The organism is Kitasatospora sp. NPDC048365 (assembly GCF_043200835.1).
In the GTDB taxonomy this organism is placed as follows: domain Bacteria; phylum Actinomycetota; class Actinomycetes; order Streptomycetales; family Streptomycetaceae; genus Kitasatospora; species Kitasatospora terrestris.
The window spans coordinates 283,593-306,533 of record NZ_JBICYJ010000004.1 but is presented as its reverse complement, the minus strand read 5'-3'; the positions used below and the strand labels follow the sequence as shown (position 1 = coordinate 306,533).

Genomic DNA, 22,941 nt, shown 5'->3' with positions numbered 1-22,941 from the left:
ACCTCCGCGGCGAACGGCGCGATCTTCGCCTCCGCCAGCGCACGCACCGACTCCCGGAGCATCTCGTGCTCCTCGGACAGCCGGAAGAGGTCGAATCCGTCGCTCATCTGCCTCGCCCCTCGGTTAATTACCGTTAAGTAGGGCTCATCCTAGGACCGTCACCGCACGTTCTCCCCGAGGGTGTCGCTGCTGGTGCCGTGCTGCGCCAGGTACTCGTCCATCCGGTCGTTGCGGATCGCCTCCCAGAGCAGGCCGGCCGCCCTGCCGTCCAGGTAGACCACGGACTGGCCCTGCTCGTCGCCGAAGCCGCCGAAGGGCGCGTTCATGAAGCGCACGCCGTCCGCCCGCAGGCCGCGCATGCTCCAGGCGAGGTCGTAGAGGTCGGTGTTGCTGAGCCGGTCGTCGACGCTGACCACGTCGCCGACGCTCTGCAGCAGGCCGGTCAGGCGGGAGGGGCTGCCGAGGGTGCCGGAGTTCATGGTCTGGTTCATCAGGGCGCGCAGGAAGTTCTGCTGCCGCTTGGTGCGGTCCAGGTCGCCGTTGGGCAGGCCGTGGCGCTCGCGGACGTACAGCAGGGCCTCGGCGCCGTCCATGTGGTGGGTGCCCTTGTCCCACTGGCGGGCGTCGTCCTTGGCCTCGATGGTCTGCGGGATGGTGATGTCCACGCCGCCGACCGCGTCGGTGAGGGCGCGGAAGCCGTTCCAGTCGATCACCGCGAGGTGGTCCACCCGGATGCCGGTGACGTTCTGCACGGTCTGCACGGCCAGTGCCGGGCCACCCCAGGAGTACGCGGCGTTGATCTTGGCCTTGCCGTGGCCGGGGACGTCCACCCAGGTGTCGCGGGCGATCGAGACCACCGCGACGCTCTTCCGGTCCGCCGCGATGTGCATCAGCATCATGGTGTCGCTGCGCTGCGCGCCCTCCTTCCAGGCCGGGGCCTTGGCGGAGCCGCCCGTGGTGGCGGTGCCGGAGCGGGCGTCCAGGCCGATCAGCAGGAAGGTCTGGCCGGCGTTGGCCACCGCCTTGGGCTGCGCGGAGTCGGCGACGGTCGGGAAGGCGTTCGGGATCCGCTCGACCGAGTCGGCGAAGTGGTTCGCCGTCCAGTACACCGCGGTGACGCCGCCGCCGAGCAGGAACAGCAGCACCGCCGAGGCCCAGATCAGCAGCCGCCGGGCGCGCCTGCGCCGGCGCACCTCGCCGCCGGAGCCGGCACCCTCCCCCTCGTCGCCGCCCCCGTCGCCGTCCGGTCCCCCGTCAGTCGGATCGTCCTCGAACAGACTCAGCCGCCCGGACGCCTCGTCCTCGCCACCCCTCGCATCCATGGGCCGCATTGTGCCGCTCGGCCGACCGGACCGCAGGGCCATCGGGGAAGTCCGGACAGGGCCGCAACCCGCCGTACCCCGTTTCGTTATCGGGTGGCCCCCCACCGGGCATCGGCGACCGCCTACGCGGGCCGCCGGTGGGCGGATACCATCGGTGGCTGCGGCCGCCCGGACCCTGGTGCGGCCCCACCGACCCACGAACCAAGGGGAAGCGCGTGGCCCTTCGCATCACCGTGATCGGTACCGGCTACCTGGGCGCGACGCACGCCGCGTGCATGGCCGAACTCGGCTTCGAGGTCCTCGGCCTGGACATCGACCCGGACAAGATCGCCGCGCTCTCCGCGGGCCGGGTGCCGATGTACGAGCCGGGCCTCGCGGAGCTGCTGGTCAAGCACGTGCCCGGGCACGAGGGCTCGACCGGCCGGCTGCGCTTCACCACCTCGATCGAGGAGGTGGCGGAGTTCGGCGACGTCCACTTCATCTGCGTGAACACCCCGCAGAAGAAGGGCGAGTTCGCCGCCGACATGTCCTACGTGGACTCCGCCGTGGACGCGCTCGCCCCGCACCTGACCCGCCCCTGCCTGGTGGTCGGCAAGTCCACCGTGCCGGTCGGCTCGGCCGGCCGGCTGGCCGAGCGCCTCGCCGCCCTCGCCCCGGTCGGCGAGGCCGCCGAGCTGGCCTGGAACCCCGAGTTCCTGCGCGAGGGCTACGCCGTCGGCGACACCCTGCACCCGGACCGGCTGGTGGTCGGCGTGCGCAGCGAGCACGCCGAGCGGCTGCTGCGCGAGGTGTACGCCACCCCGGTCGCCGAGGGCGTGCCCTTCGTGGTCACCGACTTCCCGACCGCCGAGCTGGTGAAGGCCGCCGCCAACTCCTTCCTGGCCACCAAGATCTCCTTCATCAACGCGATGGCCGAGGTCTGCGAGAACGCCGGCGCGGACGTGGTGCAGCTCGCCCAGGCGCTCTCGCACGACGAGCGGATCGGCGGCAAGTTCCTGAACGCCGGGCTCGGCTTCGGCGGCGGCTGCCTGCCCAAGGACATCCGGGCGTTCATGGCCCGGGCCGGGGAGCTGGGCGCCGACCAGGCGCTGACCTTCCTGCGCGAGGTGGACTCGATCAACATGCGGCGCCGCAGCCGGATGGTCGAGCTCGCCCGCGAGCAGTGCGGCGGCGGCTTCCTCGGCCGCCGGGTCGCGGTGCTCGGCGCCGCCTTCAAGCCCAACTCGGACGACATCCGGGACTCGCCCGCGCTGAACGTCGCCGGGCAGATCCAGCTGCAGGGCGCCCAGGTCACCGTCTACGACCCCAAGGCCGTCGACAACGCCCGCAAGATGTTCCCCAGCCTCGCCTACGCCGACAGCGCGCTGGAGGCCTGCCAGGGCGCCCACGTGGTGCTGCACCTGACGGAGTGGCAGGAGTTCCGCGAGCTCGACCCGGCCGCGGTCGGCGCGGTGGTCTCCGAGCGCCGGCTGGTCGACGGCCGCAACGTCCTGGACGGCCCCCGCTGGCGCGCCGCCGGCTGGACCTACCGGGCGATGGGCCGCCCCGGCGCGGAATGACCCCGGCCGGGCGACGGTTGCCACCGGTATGAGCTACGGCGACGAAGCGACGGTCCGGCGGATCCTCCAGGAGACGGGCGACACCTGGGCGGTGGTCGGCCTGTCCACCAACACCCGGCGCGCGGCGTACGGCGTCGCCCGGGTCCTGCAGCGCGCGGGCAAGCGGGTGGTCCCCGTCCACCCGCGCGCCGAGACGGTGCTCGGCGAGCAGGGCTACGCCTCGCTCGCCGAGATCCCGTTCCCGGTCGACGTGGTCGACGTCTTCGTCAACTCCCACCTGGCCGGTGAGATCGCCGACCAGGCCGTCGCGGCCGGCGCCAGGGCCGTCTGGTTCCAGCTGGACGTCATCGACGAGGCCGCGTACGAGCGCACCACCACCGCCGGTCTCGACATGGTGATGGACAAGTGCCCGGCGATCGAGCTCCCGCTGCTCTGAGCGCCGGCCGGTCCTAGACCGTCGGGAAGGCGATGTCGCACACGTCGTCGGACGGTCCGGCGGTGGCCCAGTCGGCGAAGTAGACCTCGCGCGGGGCGTCGCCGACCGCGAGCCCCCGGTCGGTGATCCACCGGTGGACGGCGTCGTAGGCGGAGAGGATCTGCGGGTACTCCACCTGCGACTTCACCAGCCGGGTGTACGCCTCGCGGTGGGCCGGCTCGGTGCGGTGCGGGGCCGTCGGGCCGGCCGCGCGGGCCGGGTCGATCGGGACGCACATCTCCACCGGGCCGTCGCCGTCCTCGTTGACCTCACCGTGGTAGACCACGAACGGCGCGCCGGCCACGCCGCCGTGGTCCGCGGCGATACCGGCCAGCCGGTCGAGGGACTGCGGGATCCACACCGGCAGCTCCTCCGGGCGGATGTGCCGCTGCTCGGTGAGCACCAGCTGCTCCGGCACCTCGCGCTGCTGGATCTCGTACATGTCCATCATCCCTTCGTCACCCGACAGTTGGATGCGGAGGTGGTCCGCCAGCGAACGCTGGCCGGCGACCCGCCGTTCGACGGACTCCCAGTACCGGGCCACCGCCTCCGCCGCCTCGGGGCCCGGCAGGGCGAGCACCTCGGCGACGGTGGCGAGCGGCATGTCCAGCCCGCGCAGCAGCACGATCAGCCGGGCCTCGGCCAGCCGGCCCTCCCGGTAGTACCGGTAGCCGGTGGCCGGGTCCACCCGGTCGGGCCGCAGCACTCCCTGGCGGTCGTACAGCCGCAGTGCCTTCTGCGACAGCCGTGCCCGCCGGGCGAACGCCCCGATGCTGAGCAGTTCCTCCACGACATCCACGCTCCGGTCTCCCCCTGGGGCAAGGTCAAGCGGCCGCGTGTTCGGCGTCGCGCAGGACGCGCACCGCGTTGTGCCAGGTGAGCTTCCCCAGGTCCGTCTCGGACCAGCCCCGGTCCAGCAGTTCGGCGATCAGGTTGGGGTAGCCCGCGACGTCGTCCAGGCCGGCGGGGGTGAAGGCGGTGCCGTCGAAGTCGCCGCCGATGCCGAGGTGGTCGATGCCGGCGACCTCGCGCATGTGGTCGAGGTGGTCGGCGACGGTCGCGGCGGTGGCGACCGGGCGGGGGCGGGCGGCCTCGAAGGCGTGCTGGACGGCCATCGCCTCCGGGGTGGTCTCCAGCGGGTGGAGGCCGTTGGCGCGCATGTTCTCGTCCGCGGCGAGGGTCCACTCGATCGCGGCGGGCAGCACGAACTTGGGCACGAAGGTCACCATCGCCACCCCACCGTTGCCGGGCAGCTGCGCCAGCACGTCGTCGGGGATGTTGCGCGGGTGGTCGCAGACCGCGCGGGAGGAGGAGTGCGAGAAGATCACCGGCGCGCTGGTGACCCGGAGCGCGTCGCGCATCGTGTCGGCGGAGACGTGCGAGAGGTCGACCAGCATGCCGATCCGGTTCATCTCCCGCACCACGTCCTCGCCGAACGCGGAGAGGCCGCCGTGGACGGGCGTGTCGGTGGCGGAGTCGGCCCACGGCACGTTGGAGTTGTGAGTGAGCGTCAGGTACCGGACGCCGAGCGTGTACAGCGCGCGCAGGGTGGCCAGCGAGGAGTTGATGGAGTGTCCGCCCTCGGCACCCATCAGCGAGGCGATCCGGCCCTCGGCGCGGGCGGCCTCCAGCTCGTCGGCGGTGCGGGCGAGCCGCAGCCGGTCGGCGTGCCGCTCGGTCATCGCGTGGACGAAGTCGATCTGCTCCAGGGTGGCGCTGACCGCGTTGTCCCCGGCGAGTTCGGCCGGGACGTAGACCGACCAGAACTGCGCACCGACGCCGCCCGCCCGCAGGCGGTCGAGGTCGGTGTGCAGCCGGTGGCTCTGGTCGGCCGTCAGGTCGACGGCGTCCAGGTCGTAGCCGGCCTGGGCGCGCATCGCCCAGGGGAGGTCGTTGTGGCCGTCCACCACGGGGGTGGTGCGGAGGACGGCCCGGGCACGGTCGAGCAGTTCGGGGTTCATGGACCCCGTTCTACTACTTGCCGAAGCCGAACGAGTCGTTGCCCGCCACCTTGGCGCGCAGCTTGCGGCCCTTCTCGGTGGCCTGGGTGTTCAGGTCGGCCTGGAAGTCGACCATCTTCTCGGCGAGCTCGGTGTCGAACGCGGCGAGCATCCGGACGGCGAGCAGGCCGGCGTTGCGGGCGCCGGCGACGGAGACGGTGGCGACCGGGACGCCGGCGGGCATCTGGACGATCGACAGCAGGCTGTCCATGCCGTCCAGGTAGCGCAGCGGCACCGGGACGCCGATCACCGGCAGCGGGGTCACCGAGGCGAGCATGCCGGGCAGGTGGGCGGCGCCGCCCGCACCGGCGATGATCGCCTTCAGGCCGCGGCCGTGCGCGCGCTCGCCGTAGGCCACCATCTCGCGCGGCATCCGGTGGGCGGAGACCACGTCCACCTCGTACGGGATCTCGAACTCGTCGAGGGCCTGGGCGGCGGCCTCCATCACGGGCCAGTCGGAGTCCGAGCCCATCACGATGCCGACAAGGGGGGAGGTCATTCGGTGATCGTTCCTCGCAGGTAGGCGGCCGCGTGGCGGGCGCGCTCGCGGACGTCGTCGAGGTCGTCCCCGAAGACGTTGACGTGGCCGACCTTGCGGCCGGGCTTCACGTCCTTCCCGTACATGTGGATCCGCAGACCGGGGTCGCGGGCCATGCAGTGCAGGAAGGCGTGGTACATGTCGGGGTAGTCGCCGCCGAGCACGTTGACCATCACGGTCCACTTGGCACGCGGGCGCGGGTCGCCCAGCGGCAGGTCGAGGACGGCGCGCAGGTGGTTCTCGAACTGCGAGGTGACCGAGCCGTCCTGGGTCCAGTGGCCGGAGTTGTGCGGGCGCATGGCGAGCTCGTTGACCAGGATCCGGCCGTCCCGGGTCTGGAACAGCTCGACCGCGAGGTGGCCGGTGATGTCGAGCTCGCCGGCGATCCGCAGGGCGAGCTGCTGGGCCTCGTCGGACAGCGCCGGGTCCAGGTCGGGGGCGGGCGCGGTGACCTCGGCGCAGACGCCGTTCTCCTGGACGCTCTCCACCACCGGGTACGCCACGGCCTGGCCGCTGGGCGACCGGACCACGTTGGCGGCCAGCTCGCGGACGAAGTCGACCTTCTCCTCGGCGAGCACCGGGACGCCGGCCAGGAACGGGGCCTGGGCCTCGGTCTCGTCGTCGACCACCCAGACGCCCTTGCCGTCGTAGCCGCCGCGGACGGTCTTCAGCACCACCGGGTAGCCGGAGCCCTCGTTCGCGAAGGCGGTGACGTCGGCCGGGTCGGCGACGATCCGGTGCCGGGGGCAGGGGACGCCGATGGAGTCCAGCTTGGCCCGCATCACCCCCTTGTCCTGGGCGTTGACCAGCGCGTCCGGGCCGGGCCGGACGGCGATGCCCTCCGCCTGGAGGGCGCGCAGGTGCTCGGTCGGCACGTGCTCGTGGTCGAAGGTGATCACGTCGCAGCCGGCCGCGAAGCGGCGCAGGGTGTCGAGGTCGCGGTAGTCGCCCAGAACCACGTCGGAGACGACCTGGGAGGCGGAGTCCTGCGGGGTGTCCGCGAGGAGCTTGAACCGGATGCCCAGCGGGATGCCCGCCTGGTGTGCCATGCGGGCGAGCTGCCCGCCGCCGATCATGCCGACCACTGGAAAGGTTGTGTTGCCCGGGTGTGTCACGCAGCCCAGGATATCCGGGCCGGTAGGAGCGACCCCATCCACGCGGGTAGCCTGGTTGGCCGCACCCGAAAATTCCGCTCTTCCGATCTTTCGCCGACACGGAGACCGCCGCGATGACGACCAGCACCGAGCCGCGCCCCTCCCTCACCGAGCGGCTGCGCGGCATGTCCCCGGAGATGCTCGGCTTCGCCGTGATCGGCCTCTCCGGCGTCGTGGTCAACTTCGCCATCTTCTGGGTCTGTGTGAACGGCCTGGGCCTGGCGTCGCTGCGCTCCAACGTCGTGGCGACCGTGATCGCGATCGCCACCAACTACCTCGGCTACCGCTACTGGCTCTACCGGGACCGCGACGCCGCCTCCCGCCAGCGGGAGATCACGCTCTTCCTGCTGTTCAGCGGCATCGGCATGCTGATCGAGACCGGCGTGCTGGCACTCTCCCGGTACGGGCTCGGCCTGGACGGGCACTACGAGCAGCTGGGCGCCAAGGTGGTCGGCCTCGGGGTGGCCACCGTGTTCCGGTTCGTCTCGTACCGCACCTGGGTGTTCAAGGCGATGCCCGAGCTGGCCGAGCCCGAGGTCGTCGCCGGGCCCGAGCCCGAGGTGGTCGCCGAGGCCGAGCTGCTGCTGGCCGCCGAGGAGCCCACGGCCTCCGTGAAGTAGCCGCCCGCGGCCGGTCGGCCGGTCGAGCGGCTCCGGGACAGGACCGGGTCAGCCGGTCGAGCGGCTCTGGGACAGGAACAGGGCGAAGACCGGCGGGTGCAGGGAGAGCAGCTCCAGGCGCCCGCCGTCGGCCTCGGCGAGGTCGCGGGCGACGGCGAGGCCGATGCCGGTGGAGTTGCGGCCGCTGACCGCGCGTTCGAAGACCCGGTTGCCGAGCTCGGCGGGGACGCCGACCCCCTCGTCCTGGACCTCGGTGACCACCGAGGTGCCGGAGCGGCGGACCCGGACGGTGATGGTGCCGGCGCCGTGCATCAGGGAGTTCTCGATCAGCGTGGCGAGCACCTGGGCGACGGTGCCGGGGGTGCCGATCACCCGGGCGTCGTGGAGTCCGTCGAGGTCGAGCCGCCGGCCGCCCTCGCGCAGCGTGGGGCCCCACTCCTCGACCTGCTGGCGGAGCACGTCGTCGAGCGGGAACGAGACGGCGGTCGGGTTGTTGGGGTCGCGCTGGTTGGTGAGCAGCCGCTGGACCACGTCGGTGAGCCGCTCGACCTGCTGGAGGCCGATGGTGGCCTCCTCGCGGACGGTGGCCGGGTCCTCGGCGAGCGTGGTGATCTCCTCCAGCCGCATGGAGAGCGCGGTGAGCGGGGTGCGCAGCTGGTGCGAGGCGTCGGCGGCGAGCCGGCGTTCGGCGGTGAGCATCCGGGCGATCCGTTCGGCGCTGGTGTCCAGCACCTCGGCGATCCGGTCGAGTTCGGGGACGCCGTAGCGGCGGCCCTGCGGGCGGGGGTCGCCGGAGCCGAGGCGTTCGGCGGTCTCGGCGAGTTCGGTGAGCGGGCGGGCGAGCCGCTTGGACTGCCAGACGGCGAGCGCGACGGCGGCCTGGACGGCGAGCAGGGCGACCACGCCGAGCAGCAGCAGCATGTTGCCGATCTCGTGGTCGACGTCCTCGCGGGACTGGCTGACCGTGACCGTCTCGCCGCTGGCGCCCTCCTCGGTGGCGGTGATCGCGGGCCCGTCGACCGGCCGGCCGGCCGCGATCAGCGGCTGCCCGGGGATGTCGACGGTGACGAAGGAGCCGGTGGTGACCTGGGTGGCGAACTTCTCGCCGGTGACCGGCTCGCCCGCGGCGAGCCGGCTCTCCACCAGGCCGAGCACCCGGACCGCCTCGGCGTCGACCCGGTTGTTGGCGGCGTTGACGATGGACTGCTTCTCGACCAGTGCCAGCGGTACGCAGAACACCGTGACCACCACCAGGACCACGCCCAGCAGTGAGTTGATCATCCTGCGCTTCACGCCGGTGCTGCCCTAGTTCTTCTCGAAGCGGAAGCCGACGCCCCGCACGGTGGCGATGTAGCGCGGGTTGGCCGCGTCGTCGCCGAGCTTCTTGCGCAGCCAGGAGATGTGCATGTCCAGGGTCTTGGTGGAGGTCCACCAGGTGGTGTCCCAGACCTGGCGCATGATCTCCTCGCGGGTGACCACCCGGCCGGCGTCCCGGACCAGGACGCGCAGCAGCTCGAACTCCTTGGCGGAGAGGGTGAGCTCCTCGTCGCCGAGCCAGGCGCGGTGCGACTCGATGTCGATCTTCACGCCGTGCGCGCCGGTGGTCAGCTGGTCGACGTTGCCGCGGCGGAGCAGCGCCCGGACCCGGGCGAGCAGTTCGGCCAGCCGGAACGGCTTGGTGACGTAGTCGTCGGCGCCGGCGTCCAGGCCGACCACGGTGTCCACCTCGTCGGCGCGGGCGGTGAGCACCAGCACCGGGAAGCTCTTGCCGTCGGCGCGCAGCCGGCGGCAGACCTCCAGGCCGTCCATCTCGGGCAGGCCGAGATCGAGGACGATCAGGTCGACGTCCTCGCCGAGGCCGGCGCTGAGCGCGGCCGGGCCGTCCTCGCGGACCAGCACCTCGTAGCCCTCGCGGCGCAGGGCGCGGGCCAGCGGTTCGGAGATTGCCGGGTCGTCCTCGGCCAGCAGCACACAGGTCATGGGCCGATGGTAGACCGCACACCCGGCACCGATCAGGGGGCGGATGGCGACCTTGACCTTCCCATGACCTCCGGTCCTCCGCGCGGGTGGGCGGGCTGTGAAGTAGTTCACAGAGCGTGATCGTTACCGCTCGGTTGCCATGGACCCGGATAACCGGGATCCGGTGGCCGTCCGGCGAAAATGCTAGCGTTGGACCTTGGGTTCGAAGGAGATTTTCTGCCGAGGCCATCGAAAGGCCGGTTCAGGCTTACCTTTCCTTTACCAAAATGGGTGCATTTGTCAGCCCATGTCATGTAATGACGCCACGTACAGTGGCTGGGTCCACGTCCGCCCCACCCCCCTCGGCGGACGAAGTCAGGCAAGGAACCCCTCACACATGGCGACTACCACCCTGGACGCCGGCGTACAGCCGTCGGCGTCTCCGAGCGGCAAGACCTTCTTCGGGCACCCCCGAGGACTCGCCACGCTCTTCATGGCGGAAACCTTCGAACGGTTCAGCTACTACGGCATGCGGGCCCTGCTCGTGCTGTACATGGTCGCCAAGACCGGCGACGGCGGGCTGGAGATCCAGGCCGCCACCGCGGCCGCGGTCTACAGCGTGTACACGGCCATGGTCTACCTGCTGGCCCTGCCGGGCGGCTGGATCGCCGACCGGTTCCTCGGTGCGCGCAAGACCGTCGCGCTCGGCGGCGCGATCATCATGATCGGCCACTTCCTGCTGGCCGTGCCGGTGGAGGTCTCCTTCTTCGTGGGCCTGGCGTTCATCGCCCTCGGCTCGGGCCTGCTGAAGGCCAACATCTCCACGATGGTCGGCCACCTCTACGACGGCCCGAACGACCCCCGCCGCGACGGTGGCTTCACCATCTTCTACATGGGCATCAACCTCGGTGCCTTCCTCGCGCCGCTGGTCATCGGCACCGTCGGCCAGCAGGTCAACTGGCACCTGGGCTTCGCCCTCGCCGGCGTGGGCATGGCGCTCGGCCTCGGCCAGTTCCTGCTCGGCACCCGCCACCTGAGCCCCAAGAGCAACGTGGTGAACTCGCCGATCAGCCCGGCCGAGAAGAGCGCGATCTTCCGCAAGGCCGGCCTGTGGCTGGCGGCGGCCGCCGTCTTCTACGGCGTCGTCGCCCTGACCGGCCACTTCACCATCAACTGGGCGATCTGGCCGCTGTCCATCGCGGGCATCGCGATCCCCGTGGTCGTCTTCGCCCGGATGAAGCGCGACCGCGACCTCACCCCGGACGAGAAGTCGAAGATCGGCGGCTACGTCTGGTTCTTCGTCGCCGCCGCCGTGTTCTGGATGATCTACGACCAGTCCGGCTCGACGCTGAGCCTGTTCGCGGACAACAACACCGCGTCCACGCTGTTCGGCTTCCACTTCCCGTCCAGCTGGTTCCAGTCGCTGAACCCGCTGTACATCATGGCGCTGGCCCCGGTCGTCGCCTGGCTGTGGGTCTGGCTCGCCCAGCGCGGCAAGAACCCCAGCACCACCGCGAAGTTCGCCTTCGGCCTGCTGATGATCGGCGCGTCCTTCCTGGTCATGATGCTGGCCATGGCCGCCGCCGGCGGCGGCGCCAAGGTCACCCCGCTGTGGCTGGCGCTGGTCTACCTGGTCCAGACCGTCGGCGAGCTGACCCTCTCCCCGGTCGGCCTCTCCGTCACCACCAAGCTGGCGCCCGCCAAGTACGCCAGCCAGATGATGGGTGTCTGGTTCCTCGCCGTCACCGCCGGCGACTGCGTCGCCGCGATCTTCCAGCTCGTCCTCGGTGACGACGTGGTCGGCTCCACCTGGTACTTCGCCGTCCAGGGCCTGATGGCCATCGCCGCGGGCATCGGCCTGTACGCCTACCGCAAGAAGGTCGTCGCGCTCATGGGCGACGTGCACTGACGCACCACCGACACGTCGAAGGCCCGGACCCCTGCCGAGGGGTCCGGGCCTTCGACGTACCGGGCGTCAGAACGCGCGGACGCCCGCCTGCCAGACGGCGGCGGTCAGCGGGACGCCCGGGCGGTACGCCAGGTGGACGTGGGACGGCGCGTCGAGGAGCAGCAGGTCGGCGCGGGCGCCCGGGGTGACCCGGCCGACGTCGGTGCGGCGCAGCGCGCGGGCACCGCCCTCGGTGGCCGCGTGCACCGCCTCGTCCGGGGTCATCGCCATCTCGCGGACCGCCACCGCGACGCAGAACGCCATCGAGGTGGTGAAGCTCGACCCCGGGTTGCAGTCCGTGGACAGCGCGACCGTCGCGCCCGCGTCCAGCAGGCGGCGGGCGTTCGGGTACTCGGCGCGGGTGGAGAACTCCGCGCCGGGCAGCAGGGTGGCGACCGTCGCGCTGCCGGCCAGGGCCGCCACGTCCTCGTCGGTCAGGTGGGTGCAGTGGTCCGCGGACGCGGCGCCCAGCTCGACCGCGAGCTGCACGCCCGGGCCGTACGAGAGCTGGTTCGCGTGGACGCGCGGGGTCAGCCCGCGCTTCGCCCCGGCGGTCAGGATCGCCCGCGCCTGGTCGCCGTCGAACGCGCCGCGCTCGCAGAACACGTCCACCCAGCGGGCGTGCGGGGCGCACGCGTCCAGCATCTCGCCGGTCACCAGGTCCACGTAGCCGGCCGGGTCGTCCGCGAACTCGGGGGCGACCACGTGCGCACCCAGGTAGGTGGTCTCCGGCGTGTGCGCGGCCGCGATCCTCAGGGCGCGCGCCTCGTCGGCGACGGTCAGGCCGTAGCCGGACTTGCACTCCACCGTGGTGGTGCCCTGGCGCAGCGCCTCGGCGAGGAAGCGGGTGACGTTCGCGTCCAGCTCGGCGTCGGTGGCGGCGCGGGTCGCGGCGACGGTCGTGCGGATGCCTCCGGCGGTGTACGCCTGGCCGGACATCCGGGCGTTGAACTCGGCGGTGCGGTCGCCGGCGAAGACCAGGTGCGCGTGCGAGTCGACGAAGCCGGGCAGCAGCGCCCGGCCCGCGGCGTCGTACCGCTCGTCAGCCGCCGGGGCGGCCGCCGCGGGGCCGACCCACGCGATCCGCTCCCCGTCGACGACCACGGCGGCATCGGCCAGCAGCCCGAGCGGGCCCTCGCCGAGCGCGGGGTCGTTGGTGACCAGGCTGCCGATGTTGGTGATGAGCAAGCTCAACGGGGAGAACCTTCCGCGATAGGGGCTGCGAAAACAGGGACGCGAGGAGCTGCGCGACCGACCACCCCTCTACCTGAGTGCATGGCCGCGCAGTTCCTCGCGCCCCTGGCGGGGCGTTGGCTACTGCAGGGCGGCGATCGCCGCGGCAAGCGCCTGCGGGACGTCGGGGACGAGCTGGTGGGTGCCGTCCTTGACGATGTGGCGGCCGCCGACGATCACGTGGCGGACGTCCGCGGCGGAGGCGGCGTAGACGGCGATCTCGGCGCCGAGCGCGGGCCGCGGCCCGGCGGTGCGGACGGTGTCGAGGGCGACCACGCAGAAGTCGGCGAGCGCGCCGGCCTCGATCCGGCCGGCCTCGGACCAGCCGAGCGAGGCGTGGCCGTCCTCGGTGGAGGCGCGGAGCAGGGCGTTGGCGGTCCAGTGCCCGCGGGTGCGGGTGCGCAGCCGCTCGTCCAGTTCGAGGGCGCGTGCCTCCTCGAACGGGTCGATGACGGCGTGGCTGTCGCTGCCCAGGGTGACCGGGCAGCCGGCGGAGGCGAGCCGCCGCGCGGGGCCGATGCCGTCGGCGAGGTCCCGTTCGGTGGTGGGGCACATGCAGACGATCGTCGAGGTGTCGGACAGCAGGTGGACGTCCTCGTCGGTCAGGTGGGTGGCGTGCACCACGGACGTCCGCGGGCCGAGGACGCCGTGGTCGCCGAGCAGCCGGGTCGGGGTGACGCCGTGCGCGGCGAGGCAGGCGTCGTTCTCGGCGGTCTGCTCGGAGAGGTGGACGTGCAGCGGGGCCTTGCGCATGACGGCCCAGTGCGCGACGGTGCCGAGCTGCTCGGCGGGGACGGCGCGCACGGAGTGGACGGCGGCGCCGATCCGGGCGTGCTCGGCGGGCTTGAGGTCGGAGATCCGCTCGGCCCAGGCGTCGGCGTCGCCGTCGGTGAAGCGCAGCTGCGGCTTGGTGGGCTCGGCGCCGAAGCCGGAGGAGAGGTAGCAGGTGTCGAGCAGGGTGATCCGGATGCCGGCCCGCTGGGCGGCCTCGATCAGGGCCTCGCCCATCGCGTTGGGGTTGTCGTACCGGACGCCGCCGGGCGCGTGGTGCAGGTAGTGGAACTCGCCGACGGCGGTGATGCCGGCCAGCGCCATCTCGGCGTAGACGGCGGTGGCGAGGTCCAGGTAGCTGTCCGGGTCGAGCGCGCCGGCGAAGCGGTACATGGTGTCGCGCCAGGTCCAGAAGGTGCCGGAGCCGACCTGGACGTTGCCGCGCAGGGCGCGGTGGAAGGCGTGCGAGTGGGCGTTGGCGTGGCCGGGCAGCAGCAGCCCCGCCAGCCGGACGGCGTCCGGCGGGCAGGGGCCGCTGTCGGGGGTGACCTTGGCGATCCGCCCGCCGGGGCCGACGGCGATCAGCACGTCCTGCTCGACCACCGGGCCGTTGGCGTGCGGCAGCCAGGCGTGTTCCGCCCAGTACGTCACGACGGCTGACATGCGAGGTCCTCCAGTACGTCGGCGAGGGCGGCGACACCGGCCAGGCAGTCGGCGAGCTCGGCGTGCTCGGCCGGCGAGTGCGAGACGCCGCTCGGGTTACGTACGAACAGCATGGCGGTCGGGATCGCGGATGCCAGGATTCCGGCGTCGTGTCCCGCGCCGGTCGGCAGGACGGGGACGCCGCCGAGCCGGGCGGCGAGCCGGTCGCGCAGCGGCCCGTCGAAGTCGACCACCGGGGTGTACGACTCGCGGGTCAGTTCCACCTTGACCCCGTCGCGCTCGCCGCGCTCGTGGGCGGCGAGCCGGATCTCCTCGACCAGGGCGGTCAGGGTCGCCTCGTCGGCGGCCCGGGAGTCCAGCCAGCCGCGGACCAGCGAGGCGATCGCGTTGGTGCCGTTGGGCTCGACGGCGACCTTGCCGAAGGTGGCCAGCGCGCCCGCCAGCTTGGCCTTCTTCCGCGCGGAGAGCACGGTGTTGGCGTAGGTCAGCATCGGGTCGCGGCGGTCCTCGATCCGGGTGGTGCCGGCGTGGTTGGCCTCGCCGTGGAAGTCGAACCGCCAGCGGCCGTGCGGCCAGATCGCGGACGCCACGCCGACCGGCTCGCTCTCGCTCAGGTACCGGCCCTGCTCGACGTGCAGCTCGACGAAGGCGCCGATCCGGGCCAGCCGGTCGGCGTCCGCACCGATCGCGGTCGGGTCGTAGCCGGCCCGCTCCATCGCGTCGGGCAGCCGGACGCCGTCGGCGTCGCGCAGCGCGTACGCCTGCTCCTGGGAGAGCACGCCGGCGGTCAGCCGGGAGCCGATGCAGGCGACGCCGAACCGGGCGCCCTCCTCGTCGCCGAAGTTGACGATCGCCAGCGGCTTGGCGAACTCCGCTCCGCGGGAGCGGAGTTCGTCCAGGGCGGCGAAGGAGGAGACCACGCCGAGCGGGCCGTCGAAGGCGCCGCCGTCCGGCACGGAGTCCAGGTGCGAGCCGGTGACCACGGCGCCCTCACCGTTCGGGTCGCCGAGCCAGGCCCACTGGTTGCCGTTGCGGTCCAGCTCGTACGTCAGGCCGCGGTCGCGGGCCTGCTGCTCGAACCAGGCGCGGCACTCGGCGTCGGCGGAGTTCCACGCGAAGCGGCGGTAGCCGCCGGACGAGGCGGAGCGGCCCACGGGGAGCAGCTCCGCCCACATCGCCTCGAAGGAGTGACTCACAGCTCGCCCATGGGGACGCGAACGCCGCGCTCGCCGGCCACCTCGACCGCGCGGTCGTAACCGGCGTCGACGTGGCGGATGACGCCCATGCCCGGGTCGTTGGTGAGCACCCGGCGGATCTTCTCGCCCGCCAGCGCGGTGCCGTCGGCGACCGTCACCTGGCCGGCGTGGATCGAGCGGCCGATGCCGACGCCGCCGCCGTGGTGGATGGAGACCCAGGACGCGCCGGAGGCGACGTTGACCATGGCGTTCAGCAGCGGCCAGTCGGCGATCGCGTCGGAGCCGTCCAGCATCGCCTCGGTCTCGCGGTACGGGGAGGCGACCGAGCCGCAGTCCAGGTGGTCGCGGCCGATCACGATCGGCGCGGACAGCTCGCCGCTCGCCACCATGTCGTTGAAGCGCTCGCCGGCCTTGTCGCGCTCGCCGTAGCCGAGCCAGCAGATGCGCGCCGGGAGGCCCTGGAAGTGCACCTTCTCCTGGGCCATCTTGATCCAGCGGTGCAGCGACTCGTTCTCCGGGAAGAGGTCGAGCACGGCCTTGTCGGTCTTGTAGATGTCCTGCGCGTCACCGGACAGCGCGGCCCAGCGGAACGGGCCCTTGCCCTCGCAGAACAGCGGGCGGATGTACGCCGGGACGAAGCCCGGGAAGGCGAACGCCCGGTCGTAGCCGGCCAGCTGGGCCTCGCCGCGGATCGAGTTGCCGTAGTCGAAGACCTCGGCGCCGCGGTCCTGGAAGCCGACCATCGCCTCGACGTGCTTGGCCATCGACTCGCGGGAGCGCTGGGTGAACTCGGCGGGCTTCTCGGCGGCGTAGCTCGCCATGTCCTCGAAGGCCACGCCGATCGGCAGGTAGGACAGCGGGTCGTGCGCGCTGGTCTGGTCGGTGACGATGTCGATCGGCGCGTCCATCGCCAGCAGCTGCGGGAACAGCTCGGCGGCGTTGCCCAGCAGGCCGATGGAGAGCGGCTGCCGCTTGTCGCGGGCCTCGGTGGCCAGCTGCAGCGCGTGGTCGAGGTTCTTGGCCTCGACGTCCAGGTAGCGGTGCTCGATCCGGCGGGCGATCCGGGACGGGTCGCAGTCGATGCAGATCGCCACGCCGCCGTTCATGGTGACGGCCAGCGGCTGGGCGCCGCCCATGCCGCCGAGGCCGGCGGTCAGGGTGATGGTGCCCTCGAGCGTGTTGTCGAACTTCTTCGCCGCGACGGCGCCGAAGGTCTCGTACGTGCCCTGGAGGATGCCCTGGGTGCCGATGTAGATCCACGAACCGGCGGTCATCTGGCCGTACATGGTGAGGCCCAGCGACTCCAGCCGGCGGAACTCCTCCCAGTTCGCCCAGTCGCCGACCAGGTTGGAGTTGGCGATCAGCACGCGCGGCGCCCACTCGTGGGTCTGCATCACACCGACCGGGCGGCCGGACTGGACCAGCATGGTCTCGTCCTGCTTCAGGGTCTGCAGGGTGCGCACCATGGCGTCGTACGAGCGCCAGTCGCGCGCCGCCTTGCCGGTGCCGCCGTAGACCACCAGCTTGGAGGGGTGCTCGGCCACCTCGGGGTCGAGGTTGTTCATCAGCATCCGCAGGGCGGCTTCCTGCTGCCAGCCCTGCGTCGACAGCTTCGACCCACGCGCCGCCCGCACCTCGCGCGCTCCGCTCACCTGCTCTGCCATGGCCCAGCCTCCTTGCGGATGAAATTCATTCACTGACTACGAGACTGAATATATCCAAACACTCCTGCTCTGGCCAGAGCCCACGACGACGCGCCCGCCCCGGTCGACCGGCCGTTCGGTCGCTCGGGGCGGGCGGTGGGGGAACCGAGGTGCCGGTCAGGCGGCGGCGTCGCCGTCCCAGTCGATGCCGATCTCGGCGAGCCAGCGGCGGTCGTCGGCGTCGGGTTCGGGGACCGGCTCGCCGGCCCGGGACGGGGGGCGCGGCGGGCGCGGGATCTCCTGGATCGGTCCGACGCCGTAGCGTTCGGCGGCCTCGGCGGCGGCGTCGGGTTCGAGGACGCCGACGTGCACGGCCTCCTCGTCACCCGGGTCGAGGACGGTCAGGTCGGCGTGCGGCGGCCGGAACAGGGCGATCCGGCGGCCGCACTCCGGGCAGGACCACTCGTCGGCTCCCGAGCCGAGCTTCCCGGTCAGTCTCATCTGGTGGATCGGACGCATCGCGGACCCCCGTTCCGCCTCCGGCCGGGCGGTGCCCCGACAGCGGCCGAAGTCATGTCAATCCCCTGCGGAAATTCCCCTGTTGATGGCATGCCCGCTCGCGGGCCCGGTCCAACGTGGCGGTACGGTCATTTGCCGATGCCGTCGTCGAGGGAGGGGACCGCCGTGGAGCGCGAGTGGGTTGTCGAGGAGAGCGTCGTGGTCGGGGTGGCGCCGGACGCGGCGTACGGGGTGGTGGCGGAGGTGCGGCGGACCGGCGAGTGGAGTCCGGAGTGCCGGGCGGTGTGGGCGCGCCGCGGGGCGCTGGTGGCGGGTGAGCGGTTCGTCGGCTGGAACCGCAAGGGCCTGCTGCTGTGGTTCACCACCTGCCGGGTGACGGTGGCCGAGCCGGGCCGCGAGTTCGCGTTCCGGGTGGACGCGCTCGGGCTGCCGATCGCGCTGTGGGGCTACCGCTTCGAGCCGGCGGCGGACGGCGGGACGGTGCTCACCGAGTACTGGCAGGACCTGCGGACCGGCCGGAGCCGCCGCCCGGCGGAGCTGCTGGGGCTGGTCTTCAGCGGCACCCGCGCCGAGGACCGGGCCGGGGTGAACCGGGCCGGCATGCGGACCACCCTGGAACGGATGAAGGCCGCGCTGGAGCGGTAGCCGCCGGTCGGGGCGGCGGCTACTCCAGGAACAGGCCGCGGGCCGCGGCGGACTGCTCGATGGCCTCCAGCCGGGCCTCGGCGCCGGGGAGCTCGTCGCACATGGTCTGCAGCAGCACCCGGCCGAGCATCATCGGCGCGCAGGCCGTGTCGAAGACCAGGCCGGTGCCGACGGCGGCGGGCAGCAGCAGGTCGGAGAGCTTGGCGACCGGGGCGAAGGCGGAGTCGGCCACGGTGAGCACGGTCAGCCCGCACTCCCGGGCGACGGTGAGCGCCTCCATCAGCTCGCGCGGGTAGCGCGGCAGGGCGAAGCAGAGCAGCGCGGTGGCACCGGCGGCGGCGGCCTGTTCGAGGCGGTCGGCGAGCATCGAGCCGCCCTCGTCGAGCAGCCGGATGTCGGGGTGGACCTTGGCGGCGAAGTACGCGAAGCCGCGGGCCTGGGCGGAGGCGGCGCGCAGGCCGAGCACGGGCAGCGGCCGGGAGGCGGCGAGCAGCCGGGCGGCGCGGACGATCGGCTCGGGGTCGGCGAGCAGTTCGGCGAGGTGGCGCAGGTGCTCGATCTCGGCGAGGACGGCCTGCTGGTGCTCGTTGCGGACCGCGTCGGCGGGCGACTCGGGGGCCTGCGGTTCGCCGGCGCCGAGTTCGCGCAGCTGCTTGCGCAGCGCCGGGTAGCCGTCGTAGCCGAGCGCGACGGCGAAGCGGGTGACCGAGGGCTGGCTGACGCCGGCGAGTTCGGCGACCTCGACGGAGGAGAGGAACGGCGCCTCGGTGGCGTGCCGGACCAGCGAGTGGGCGATCCGCCGCTGGGTGGGGGTCAGCCGGTGACCCTCGAAGAGCTGGAGCAGGCGCGCGGACGGCCCTGCGGCTCCGGTCTCGTCCAGGGCGGTCATCGGCGGTTCCTCCACGCTGCTGTCGGGCGGCCGTCGGTGGCTGCGGCGGCTGGGACGACTGTGGCGCATGCCCGGCGGACGGGCAATGCCGTTTCGCCCTGCGGGACGGAGTGCTCGACGGGCGAGACGCCGGCGGGCGTCTCGGGGTGACCCTGATTCGTCCCTGAGGCGCCCCCGAAAACGCCCCGCGGAGCTGGCCGGGCCGACCGGGCGGGGGCCACGATGAGCGCCATGGACACTCGCCAGGACGACCTGCGGCGCGAGCTCGACGCCGCGCTGCAGACCCGCAAGGAGCTGGGGCCGGAGTACGAGAAGGAGATCATCGACTCCTTCGTCGCCCGGCTCGGCGCGAGGCTGGACGGGCCGGTGGAGCACCGTCCGGCACCGGTGCCGGAGAAGTCGCGCAACCGCCGGTTCACGATCCAGATCCTCTCGCTGGTGATGGGTGTGCCGCTGACCGCGATCGCCGTGGAGGGGGCCGGCGTGGTGGGCCTGCTGGCCTGCTGGCTCGGGATCGTCGGCGTCAACGTCTCCAGCGCGCTCGGTGAGCGCATCGACCGCAACCGCCGGAGCGACTGGGACTAGGGGCCCCGGTCGCTCCGGCGGGCACGGGTCAGGCCAGCGGGCCGGTGACCTGCTCGACGGCGGCGACCAGGGCGTCGGAGGCGACGAGCGTGGCGGCGGCCTCCAGGTCCGGGGAGAGGAAGCGGTCCCGGCCCGGGCCGCCGACGCCGGCCGCGCGGGCGGCGGCGATCGCGGCGGCGGTGGCGGGGGCGAGGGTGCCGCCGCCGCCCTCCGCGCGGATCTCCAGGGCGCGGGCGGAGGCGAGCAGCTCGACGGCGAGCACCCGGCCCAGGTTGTCGACGGCCTGGCGGAGCTTGCGCGCCGCGGACCAGCCCATCGAGACGTGGTCCTCCTGCATCGCCGAGGACGGGATGGAGTCCACCGAGGCGGGGACGGCGAGCCGCTTGTTCTCGCTGACCAGCGCGGCCTGGGTGTACTGGGCGATCATCAGGCCGGAGTCGACGCCCGGGTCGTCGGCGAGGAAGGCCGGCAGGCCGTGCGAGCGGGCCTTGTCGAGCAGCCGGTCGGTGCGCCGCTCGGAGATCGAGGCGAGGTCGGCGGCGGCGATGGCGAGGAAGTCCAGCACGTAGGCGACCGGGGCGCCGTGGAAGTTGCCGTTGGACTCGACCCGGCCGTCCGGCAGCACCACCGGGTTGTCGACCGAGGCGGCGAGCTCGCGGTCGGCGACGGTGCGGGCGTGCGCCAGGGTGTCGCGGCCGGCGCCGGCGACCTGCGGGGCGCAGCGGATCGAGTAGGCGTCCTGGACGCGCGGGGCGTCGTCCTGGTGGTGGCCGGTGAGGCCGGAGTCCTTGAGGACGGCCAGCATGTTGGCGGCGGAGAGCGCCTGGCCGGGGTGCGGGCGGATCGGGGCGTGCAGCTCGGGGGCGAGCACCTTGTCGCTGCCCAGCAGCGCCTCCAGCGACATCGCGGCGGTGATGTCGGCGGTGGTGTAGAGCCGCTGCAGGTCGGCGAGGGCCATCACCAGCATGCCGAGCATGCCGTCGGTGCCGTTGATGAGGGCCAGGCCCTCCTTCTCCAGCAGCTCGACCGGCTCGATGCCGGCGGCGGCGAGCAGCTCGGCGGCGTCCTTCTCCTCGCCGTCCGGGCCGGTGGCGACGCCCTCGCCCATCAGGACCAGGGCGCAGTGCGACAGCGGGGCCAGGTCGCCGGAGCAGCCGAGCGAGCCGAACTCGCGGACCACCGGGGTGATGCCGGCGTTCAGGATGGCGGCCATCGTCTCGGCGACCAGCGGGCGCACGCCGGTGCGGCCGGAGGCGAGGGTCTTCATCCGCAGGAACATCAGCGCGCGGACCACCTCGCGCTCGACCGCGGGGCCCATGCCGGCGGCGTGCGAGCGGACCAGCGAGCGCTGCAGCTGGGCGCGCAGCTCGGGGCTGATGTGCCGGACGGCGAGCGCACCGAAGCCGGTGGAGACGCCGTAGACCGGACGGGGCTCGGCCGCGAGGGCGTCGATCCGGGCGCGGGCGGCGGCCATCTCGGCGTGCGCGTCGGGGCCGATCTCGACCCGGGCATTGCCGCGCGCGACGGCGAGCACGTCCTCGGCGGTGACGTCGGCCTTGCCGACCTGGACGACACTGTGCATATCCATATGCACAATCGAATCAGGTGAATGGGGATCTGACAACCGTCGGCCTCCCCGGCCTGGTCTACTGGGAAGCAGGAGGTGGCGATGGCACGCGCGACGGTACGGCGGCGGGTGGTGCGGCTGCGCGACGGTGCACAGGGCGTCCGGCCGGACGCGCTGGCGGCGGAGGAGCCGCTGGAGATCCGGGTCGGCGGCGAGCCGCTGACCGTCACCATGCGCACCCCCGGGCACGACTTCGACCTGGTGGCGGGCTTCCTGGTCGGCGAGGGCATGGTCACCGGGGCGGAGCAGCTCCCCGCGCTGCGCTACTGCGCCGGGACGGACGCCGAGGGCGCCAACACCTACAACGTGGTGGACGCGACCGTCCGGGGCGGCTCCACCGCGCTCTCCGCGCACCGCAACCTGCTGATGACCAGCGCCTGCGGCCTGTGCGGCCGGGACACCGTGGACGCGGTGCGCACGCACAGCCGCTGGTCGGTCGCCGAGGACGGCCTGACGGTCGACCAGGAACTGCTGTACGCCCTGCCCGACCGGCTGCGGGCGGCGCAGAGGACCTTCGAGTCCACCGGCGGGCTGCACGCCGCCGGGCTGTTCGACGCGCGCGGCGAGCTGCTCTGCGTCCGGGAGGACGTGGGCCGGCACAACGCGGTCGACAAGGTGGTGGGCTGGGCGCTGCGCGAGGGGCGGCTGCCGCTGACCGGGCACCTGCTGCTGGTCAGCGGGCGGGCCTCGTTCGAGCTGACCCAGAAGGCGGCGCTGGCCGGGGTGCCCCTGCTGGCCGCCGTCTCCGCGCCGTCCTCGCTGGCCGTGGAGCTGGCCGAGGAGCTCGGCCTCACCCTGGTGGGGTTCCTGCGCGGGCGCAGCGCCAACGTCTACGCCCGCGCGGACCGGATCAGCTCCGCCGGCTCCGCCTGACCACCACGACGATCACGACCACCACGAGGACCAGGATCACCAGGACCACCAGGCCGCCGATCAGCTTGCCGAAGAAGCTGCTCTTCTTCTTTTTCTTGCTCTTGCTCTTCGCGGCCAGCTGCTTGGTGTGCTCGGCCTGCGGCGCCGCCGCCGGCGCCTGGGCCGGCGCCACCTGGGCCGGAGCCTGCTGAACCGACGTCACCGCCGCCGTCCGCGGCGCGGCCTGTGCCGCGCCCTCGGCCAGCGTCACGCCGCCGACCGCCAGTGCCAGGGAGAGCAGCGCCCCCGCGATCCTCGTCCGCATGTACCCCTCCTCGTTCGATCTGCGCCCCACACTGTCCCACGGACGGACGGCCCGGGGGCAGGCTCGTGCGGAGGTTGTTGCGCGACTGTGGCGGGGGCCCTGGGCGGGCGGGCGTTCAGGCCGGGGGCGGGGAGCAGGGGCCGGAGAGGGCGACGGCGACCAGGGCGCGCAGGGCGGGGGCGATCTGACCGAGCGGCAGGGTGGACTCGTCGGCGAAGAGTTCGAGCAGCCACCCGCCGGCCGGGTTGCCGCCGCCTGCGGCGACCATCGCCTTGTAGCCGCTGACCACCATCATGGCCTCCTCGGCGGCGTCGTTGCCGGGTGCTCCGGCGCGCAGCGCGAAGGAGCCGCCGCGCACCGCCCGCCGGGTCAGCGGGTAGTGGCGCAGGTCGAAGACGGCGTCCGGGGCCTCGATCTG

General features: G+C 72.9%; 23 protein-coding genes. 7 read left to right on the top strand and 16 right to left on the bottom strand.

All coding sequences use genetic code 11. The annotated features are described in order from the left end of the window. Nucleotides 1-107: acyl-CoA dehydrogenase family protein (locus tag ACGFX4_RS06240; protein ID WP_393070738.1), on the bottom strand; the 107-nt coding region annotated here is incomplete at its 3' end. Between the two features lie 51 nt (nt 108-158). Further along, a complete protein-coding gene (locus tag ACGFX4_RS06235; RefSeq protein ID WP_393070713.1) occupies nt 159-1,322 on the bottom strand; it encodes an LCP family protein in 1,164 nt (387 codons plus the stop codon). Between the two features lie 215 nt (nt 1,323-1,537). Between ACGFX4_RS06235 and ACGFX4_RS06230 the strand changes: the two genes are divergently transcribed. Both ACGFX4_RS06230 and ACGFX4_RS06225 read left to right on the top strand, forming a co-directional pair. Further along, nucleotides 1,538-2,881, top strand: coding sequence for a UDP-glucose dehydrogenase family protein (locus ACGFX4_RS06230; protein ID WP_393070712.1), 1,344 nt, complete (start codon nt 1,538-1,540; stop codon nt 2,879-2,881). 28 nt (nt 2,882-2,909) lie between these two features. Continuing rightward, nucleotides 2,910-3,317 (top strand): CoA-binding protein, encoded by a 408-nt coding sequence (locus ACGFX4_RS06225; RefSeq protein ID WP_393070710.1) that lies wholly within the window; start codon nt 2,910-2,912, stop codon nt 3,315-3,317. 13 nt (nt 3,318-3,330) lie between these two features. On the opposite strand, the gene ACGFX4_RS06220 is transcribed toward ACGFX4_RS06225, so the two are convergent. Genes ACGFX4_RS06220 through ACGFX4_RS06205 form a run of 4 tightly spaced genes read right to left on the bottom strand, consistent with a single transcriptional unit; the run spans nt 3,331 to nt 6,970 of the window. After that, nucleotides 3,331-4,155, bottom strand: coding sequence for a MerR family transcriptional regulator (locus ACGFX4_RS06220; protein WP_393070708.1), 825 nt, complete (start codon nt 4,153-4,155; stop codon nt 3,331-3,333). A gap of 25 nt (nt 4,156-4,180) precedes the next feature. Then, on the bottom strand, nt 4,181-5,317 hold the full coding sequence (locus tag ACGFX4_RS06215; RefSeq protein WP_393070706.1) for a dipeptidase: 1,137 nt from the start codon (nt 5,315-5,317) through the stop codon (nt 4,181-4,183). A gap of 13 nt (nt 5,318-5,330) precedes the next feature. Beyond that, nucleotides 5,331-5,855: a 5-(carboxyamino)imidazole ribonucleotide mutase gene (purE, locus tag ACGFX4_RS06210; protein WP_393070705.1), complete on the bottom strand. Its 525-nt coding sequence runs from the start codon at nt 5,853-5,855 to the stop codon at nt 5,331-5,333. Next, nucleotides 5,852-6,970: a 5-(carboxyamino)imidazole ribonucleotide synthase gene (locus ACGFX4_RS06205; protein ID WP_393070736.1), complete on the bottom strand. Its 1,119-nt coding sequence runs from the start codon at nt 6,968-6,970 to the stop codon at nt 5,852-5,854. The genes purE and ACGFX4_RS06205 overlap by 4 nt, the downstream gene beginning before the upstream one ends. A 152-nt stretch (nt 6,971-7,122) precedes the next feature. On the opposite strand from ACGFX4_RS06205, the gene ACGFX4_RS06200 reads away from it, so the two are divergent. Further along, on the top strand, nt 7,123-7,668 hold the full coding sequence (locus ACGFX4_RS06200; protein ID WP_393070704.1) for a GtrA family protein: 546 nt from the start codon (nt 7,123-7,125) through the stop codon (nt 7,666-7,668). A gap of 48 nt (nt 7,669-7,716) precedes the next feature. Here ACGFX4_RS06200 and ACGFX4_RS06195 read toward each other — a convergent pair whose 3' ends face one another. Further along, nucleotides 7,717-8,961: an ATP-binding protein gene (locus tag ACGFX4_RS06195; protein ID WP_393070703.1), complete on the bottom strand. Its 1,245-nt coding sequence runs from the start codon at nt 8,959-8,961 to the stop codon at nt 7,717-7,719. 12 nt (nt 8,962-8,973) lie between these two features. Then, the gene (locus ACGFX4_RS06190) at nt 8,974-9,648 is read right to left on the bottom strand and encodes a response regulator transcription factor (protein ID WP_345697419.1); all 675 of its coding nucleotides are present in this window, start codon (nt 9,646-9,648) and stop codon (nt 8,974-8,976) included. A 376-nt stretch (nt 9,649-10,024) separates the two neighbouring features. Between ACGFX4_RS06190 and ACGFX4_RS06185 the strand changes: the two genes are divergently transcribed. Next, nucleotides 10,025-11,536 carry a peptide MFS transporter gene (locus ACGFX4_RS06185; RefSeq protein WP_393070701.1) on the top strand — a complete coding sequence of 504 codons (1,512 nt, stop codon included), beginning with the start codon at nt 10,025-10,027 and terminating at the stop codon, nt 11,534-11,536. Nucleotides 11,537-11,602: 66 nt separating this feature from the next. Here the strand turns inward: ACGFX4_RS06185 and hutI are convergent, their stop codons facing one another. The 5 genes from hutI to ACGFX4_RS06160 all read right to left on the bottom strand — a co-directional run bounded on the left by hutI (nt 11,603) and on the right by ACGFX4_RS06160 (nt 17,582). Further along, nucleotides 11,603-12,769: an imidazolonepropionase gene (gene hutI / locus ACGFX4_RS06180; protein WP_393070699.1), complete on the bottom strand. Its 1,167-nt coding sequence runs from the start codon at nt 12,767-12,769 to the stop codon at nt 11,603-11,605. Nucleotides 12,770-12,889: 120 nt separating this feature from the next. Beyond that, nucleotides 12,890-14,242: a formimidoylglutamate deiminase gene (locus ACGFX4_RS06175; RefSeq protein ID WP_393070697.1), complete on the bottom strand. Its 1,353-nt coding sequence runs from the start codon at nt 14,240-14,242 to the stop codon at nt 12,890-12,892. Further along, nucleotides 14,227-15,417, bottom strand: a complete 1,191-nt coding sequence (locus tag ACGFX4_RS06170) for an allantoate amidohydrolase (protein ID WP_393070734.1) — start codon at nt 15,415-15,417, stop codon at nt 14,227-14,229. Before ACGFX4_RS06170 ends, ACGFX4_RS06175 begins: the two co-directional genes overlap by 16 nt. A 17-nt stretch (nt 15,418-15,434) precedes the next feature. Beyond that, nucleotides 15,435-17,090, bottom strand: a complete 1,656-nt coding sequence (hutU, locus tag ACGFX4_RS06165) for a urocanate hydratase (protein ID WP_393070732.1) — start codon at nt 17,088-17,090, stop codon at nt 15,435-15,437. A 168-nt stretch (nt 17,091-17,258) separates the two neighbouring features. Beyond that, entirely contained in the window at nt 17,259-17,582 is a 324-nt protein-coding gene (locus tag ACGFX4_RS06160) for a hypothetical protein (RefSeq protein ID WP_393070696.1), read from the bottom strand. Nucleotides 17,583-17,765: 183 nt separating this feature from the next. Between ACGFX4_RS06160 and ACGFX4_RS06155 the strand changes: the two genes are divergently transcribed. Then, the gene (locus tag ACGFX4_RS06155; RefSeq protein ID WP_393070695.1) at nt 17,766-18,245 is read left to right on the top strand and encodes an SRPBCC family protein; all 480 of its coding nucleotides are present in this window, start codon (nt 17,766-17,768) and stop codon (nt 18,243-18,245) included. 19 nt (nt 18,246-18,264) lie between these two features. On the opposite strand, the gene ACGFX4_RS06150 is transcribed toward ACGFX4_RS06155, so the two are convergent. After that, nucleotides 18,265-19,134: a MurR/RpiR family transcriptional regulator gene (locus ACGFX4_RS06150; protein WP_393070693.1), complete on the bottom strand. Its 870-nt coding sequence runs from the start codon at nt 19,132-19,134 to the stop codon at nt 18,265-18,267. A gap of 231 nt (nt 19,135-19,365) precedes the next feature. Here ACGFX4_RS06150 and ACGFX4_RS06145 point away from each other — a divergent pair, with 231 nt between their 5' ends. Further along, nucleotides 19,366-19,719: a hypothetical protein gene (locus ACGFX4_RS06145; protein ID WP_393070691.1), complete on the top strand. Its 354-nt coding sequence runs from the start codon at nt 19,366-19,368 to the stop codon at nt 19,717-19,719. A 28-nt stretch (nt 19,720-19,747) separates the two neighbouring features. On the opposite strand, the gene hutH is transcribed toward ACGFX4_RS06145, so the two are convergent. Further along, entirely contained in the window at nt 19,748-21,301 is a 1,554-nt protein-coding gene (gene hutH, locus ACGFX4_RS06140; RefSeq protein ID WP_393070730.1) for a histidine ammonia-lyase, read from the bottom strand. Between the two features lie 87 nt (nt 21,302-21,388). Here hutH and fdhD point away from each other — a divergent pair, with 87 nt between their 5' ends. After that, a complete protein-coding gene (fdhD, locus tag ACGFX4_RS06135) occupies nt 21,389-22,219 on the top strand; it encodes a formate dehydrogenase accessory sulfurtransferase FdhD (RefSeq protein ID WP_393070689.1) in 831 nt (276 codons plus the stop codon). Here the strand turns inward: fdhD and ACGFX4_RS06130 are convergent. Next, on the bottom strand, nt 22,197-22,523 hold the full coding sequence (locus ACGFX4_RS06130) for a hypothetical protein (protein ID WP_393070688.1): 327 nt from the start codon (nt 22,521-22,523) through the stop codon (nt 22,197-22,199). The two genes, fdhD and ACGFX4_RS06130, sit on opposite strands and share 23 nt — an antisense overlap. Nucleotides 22,524-22,941: the final 418 nt, after the last annotated feature.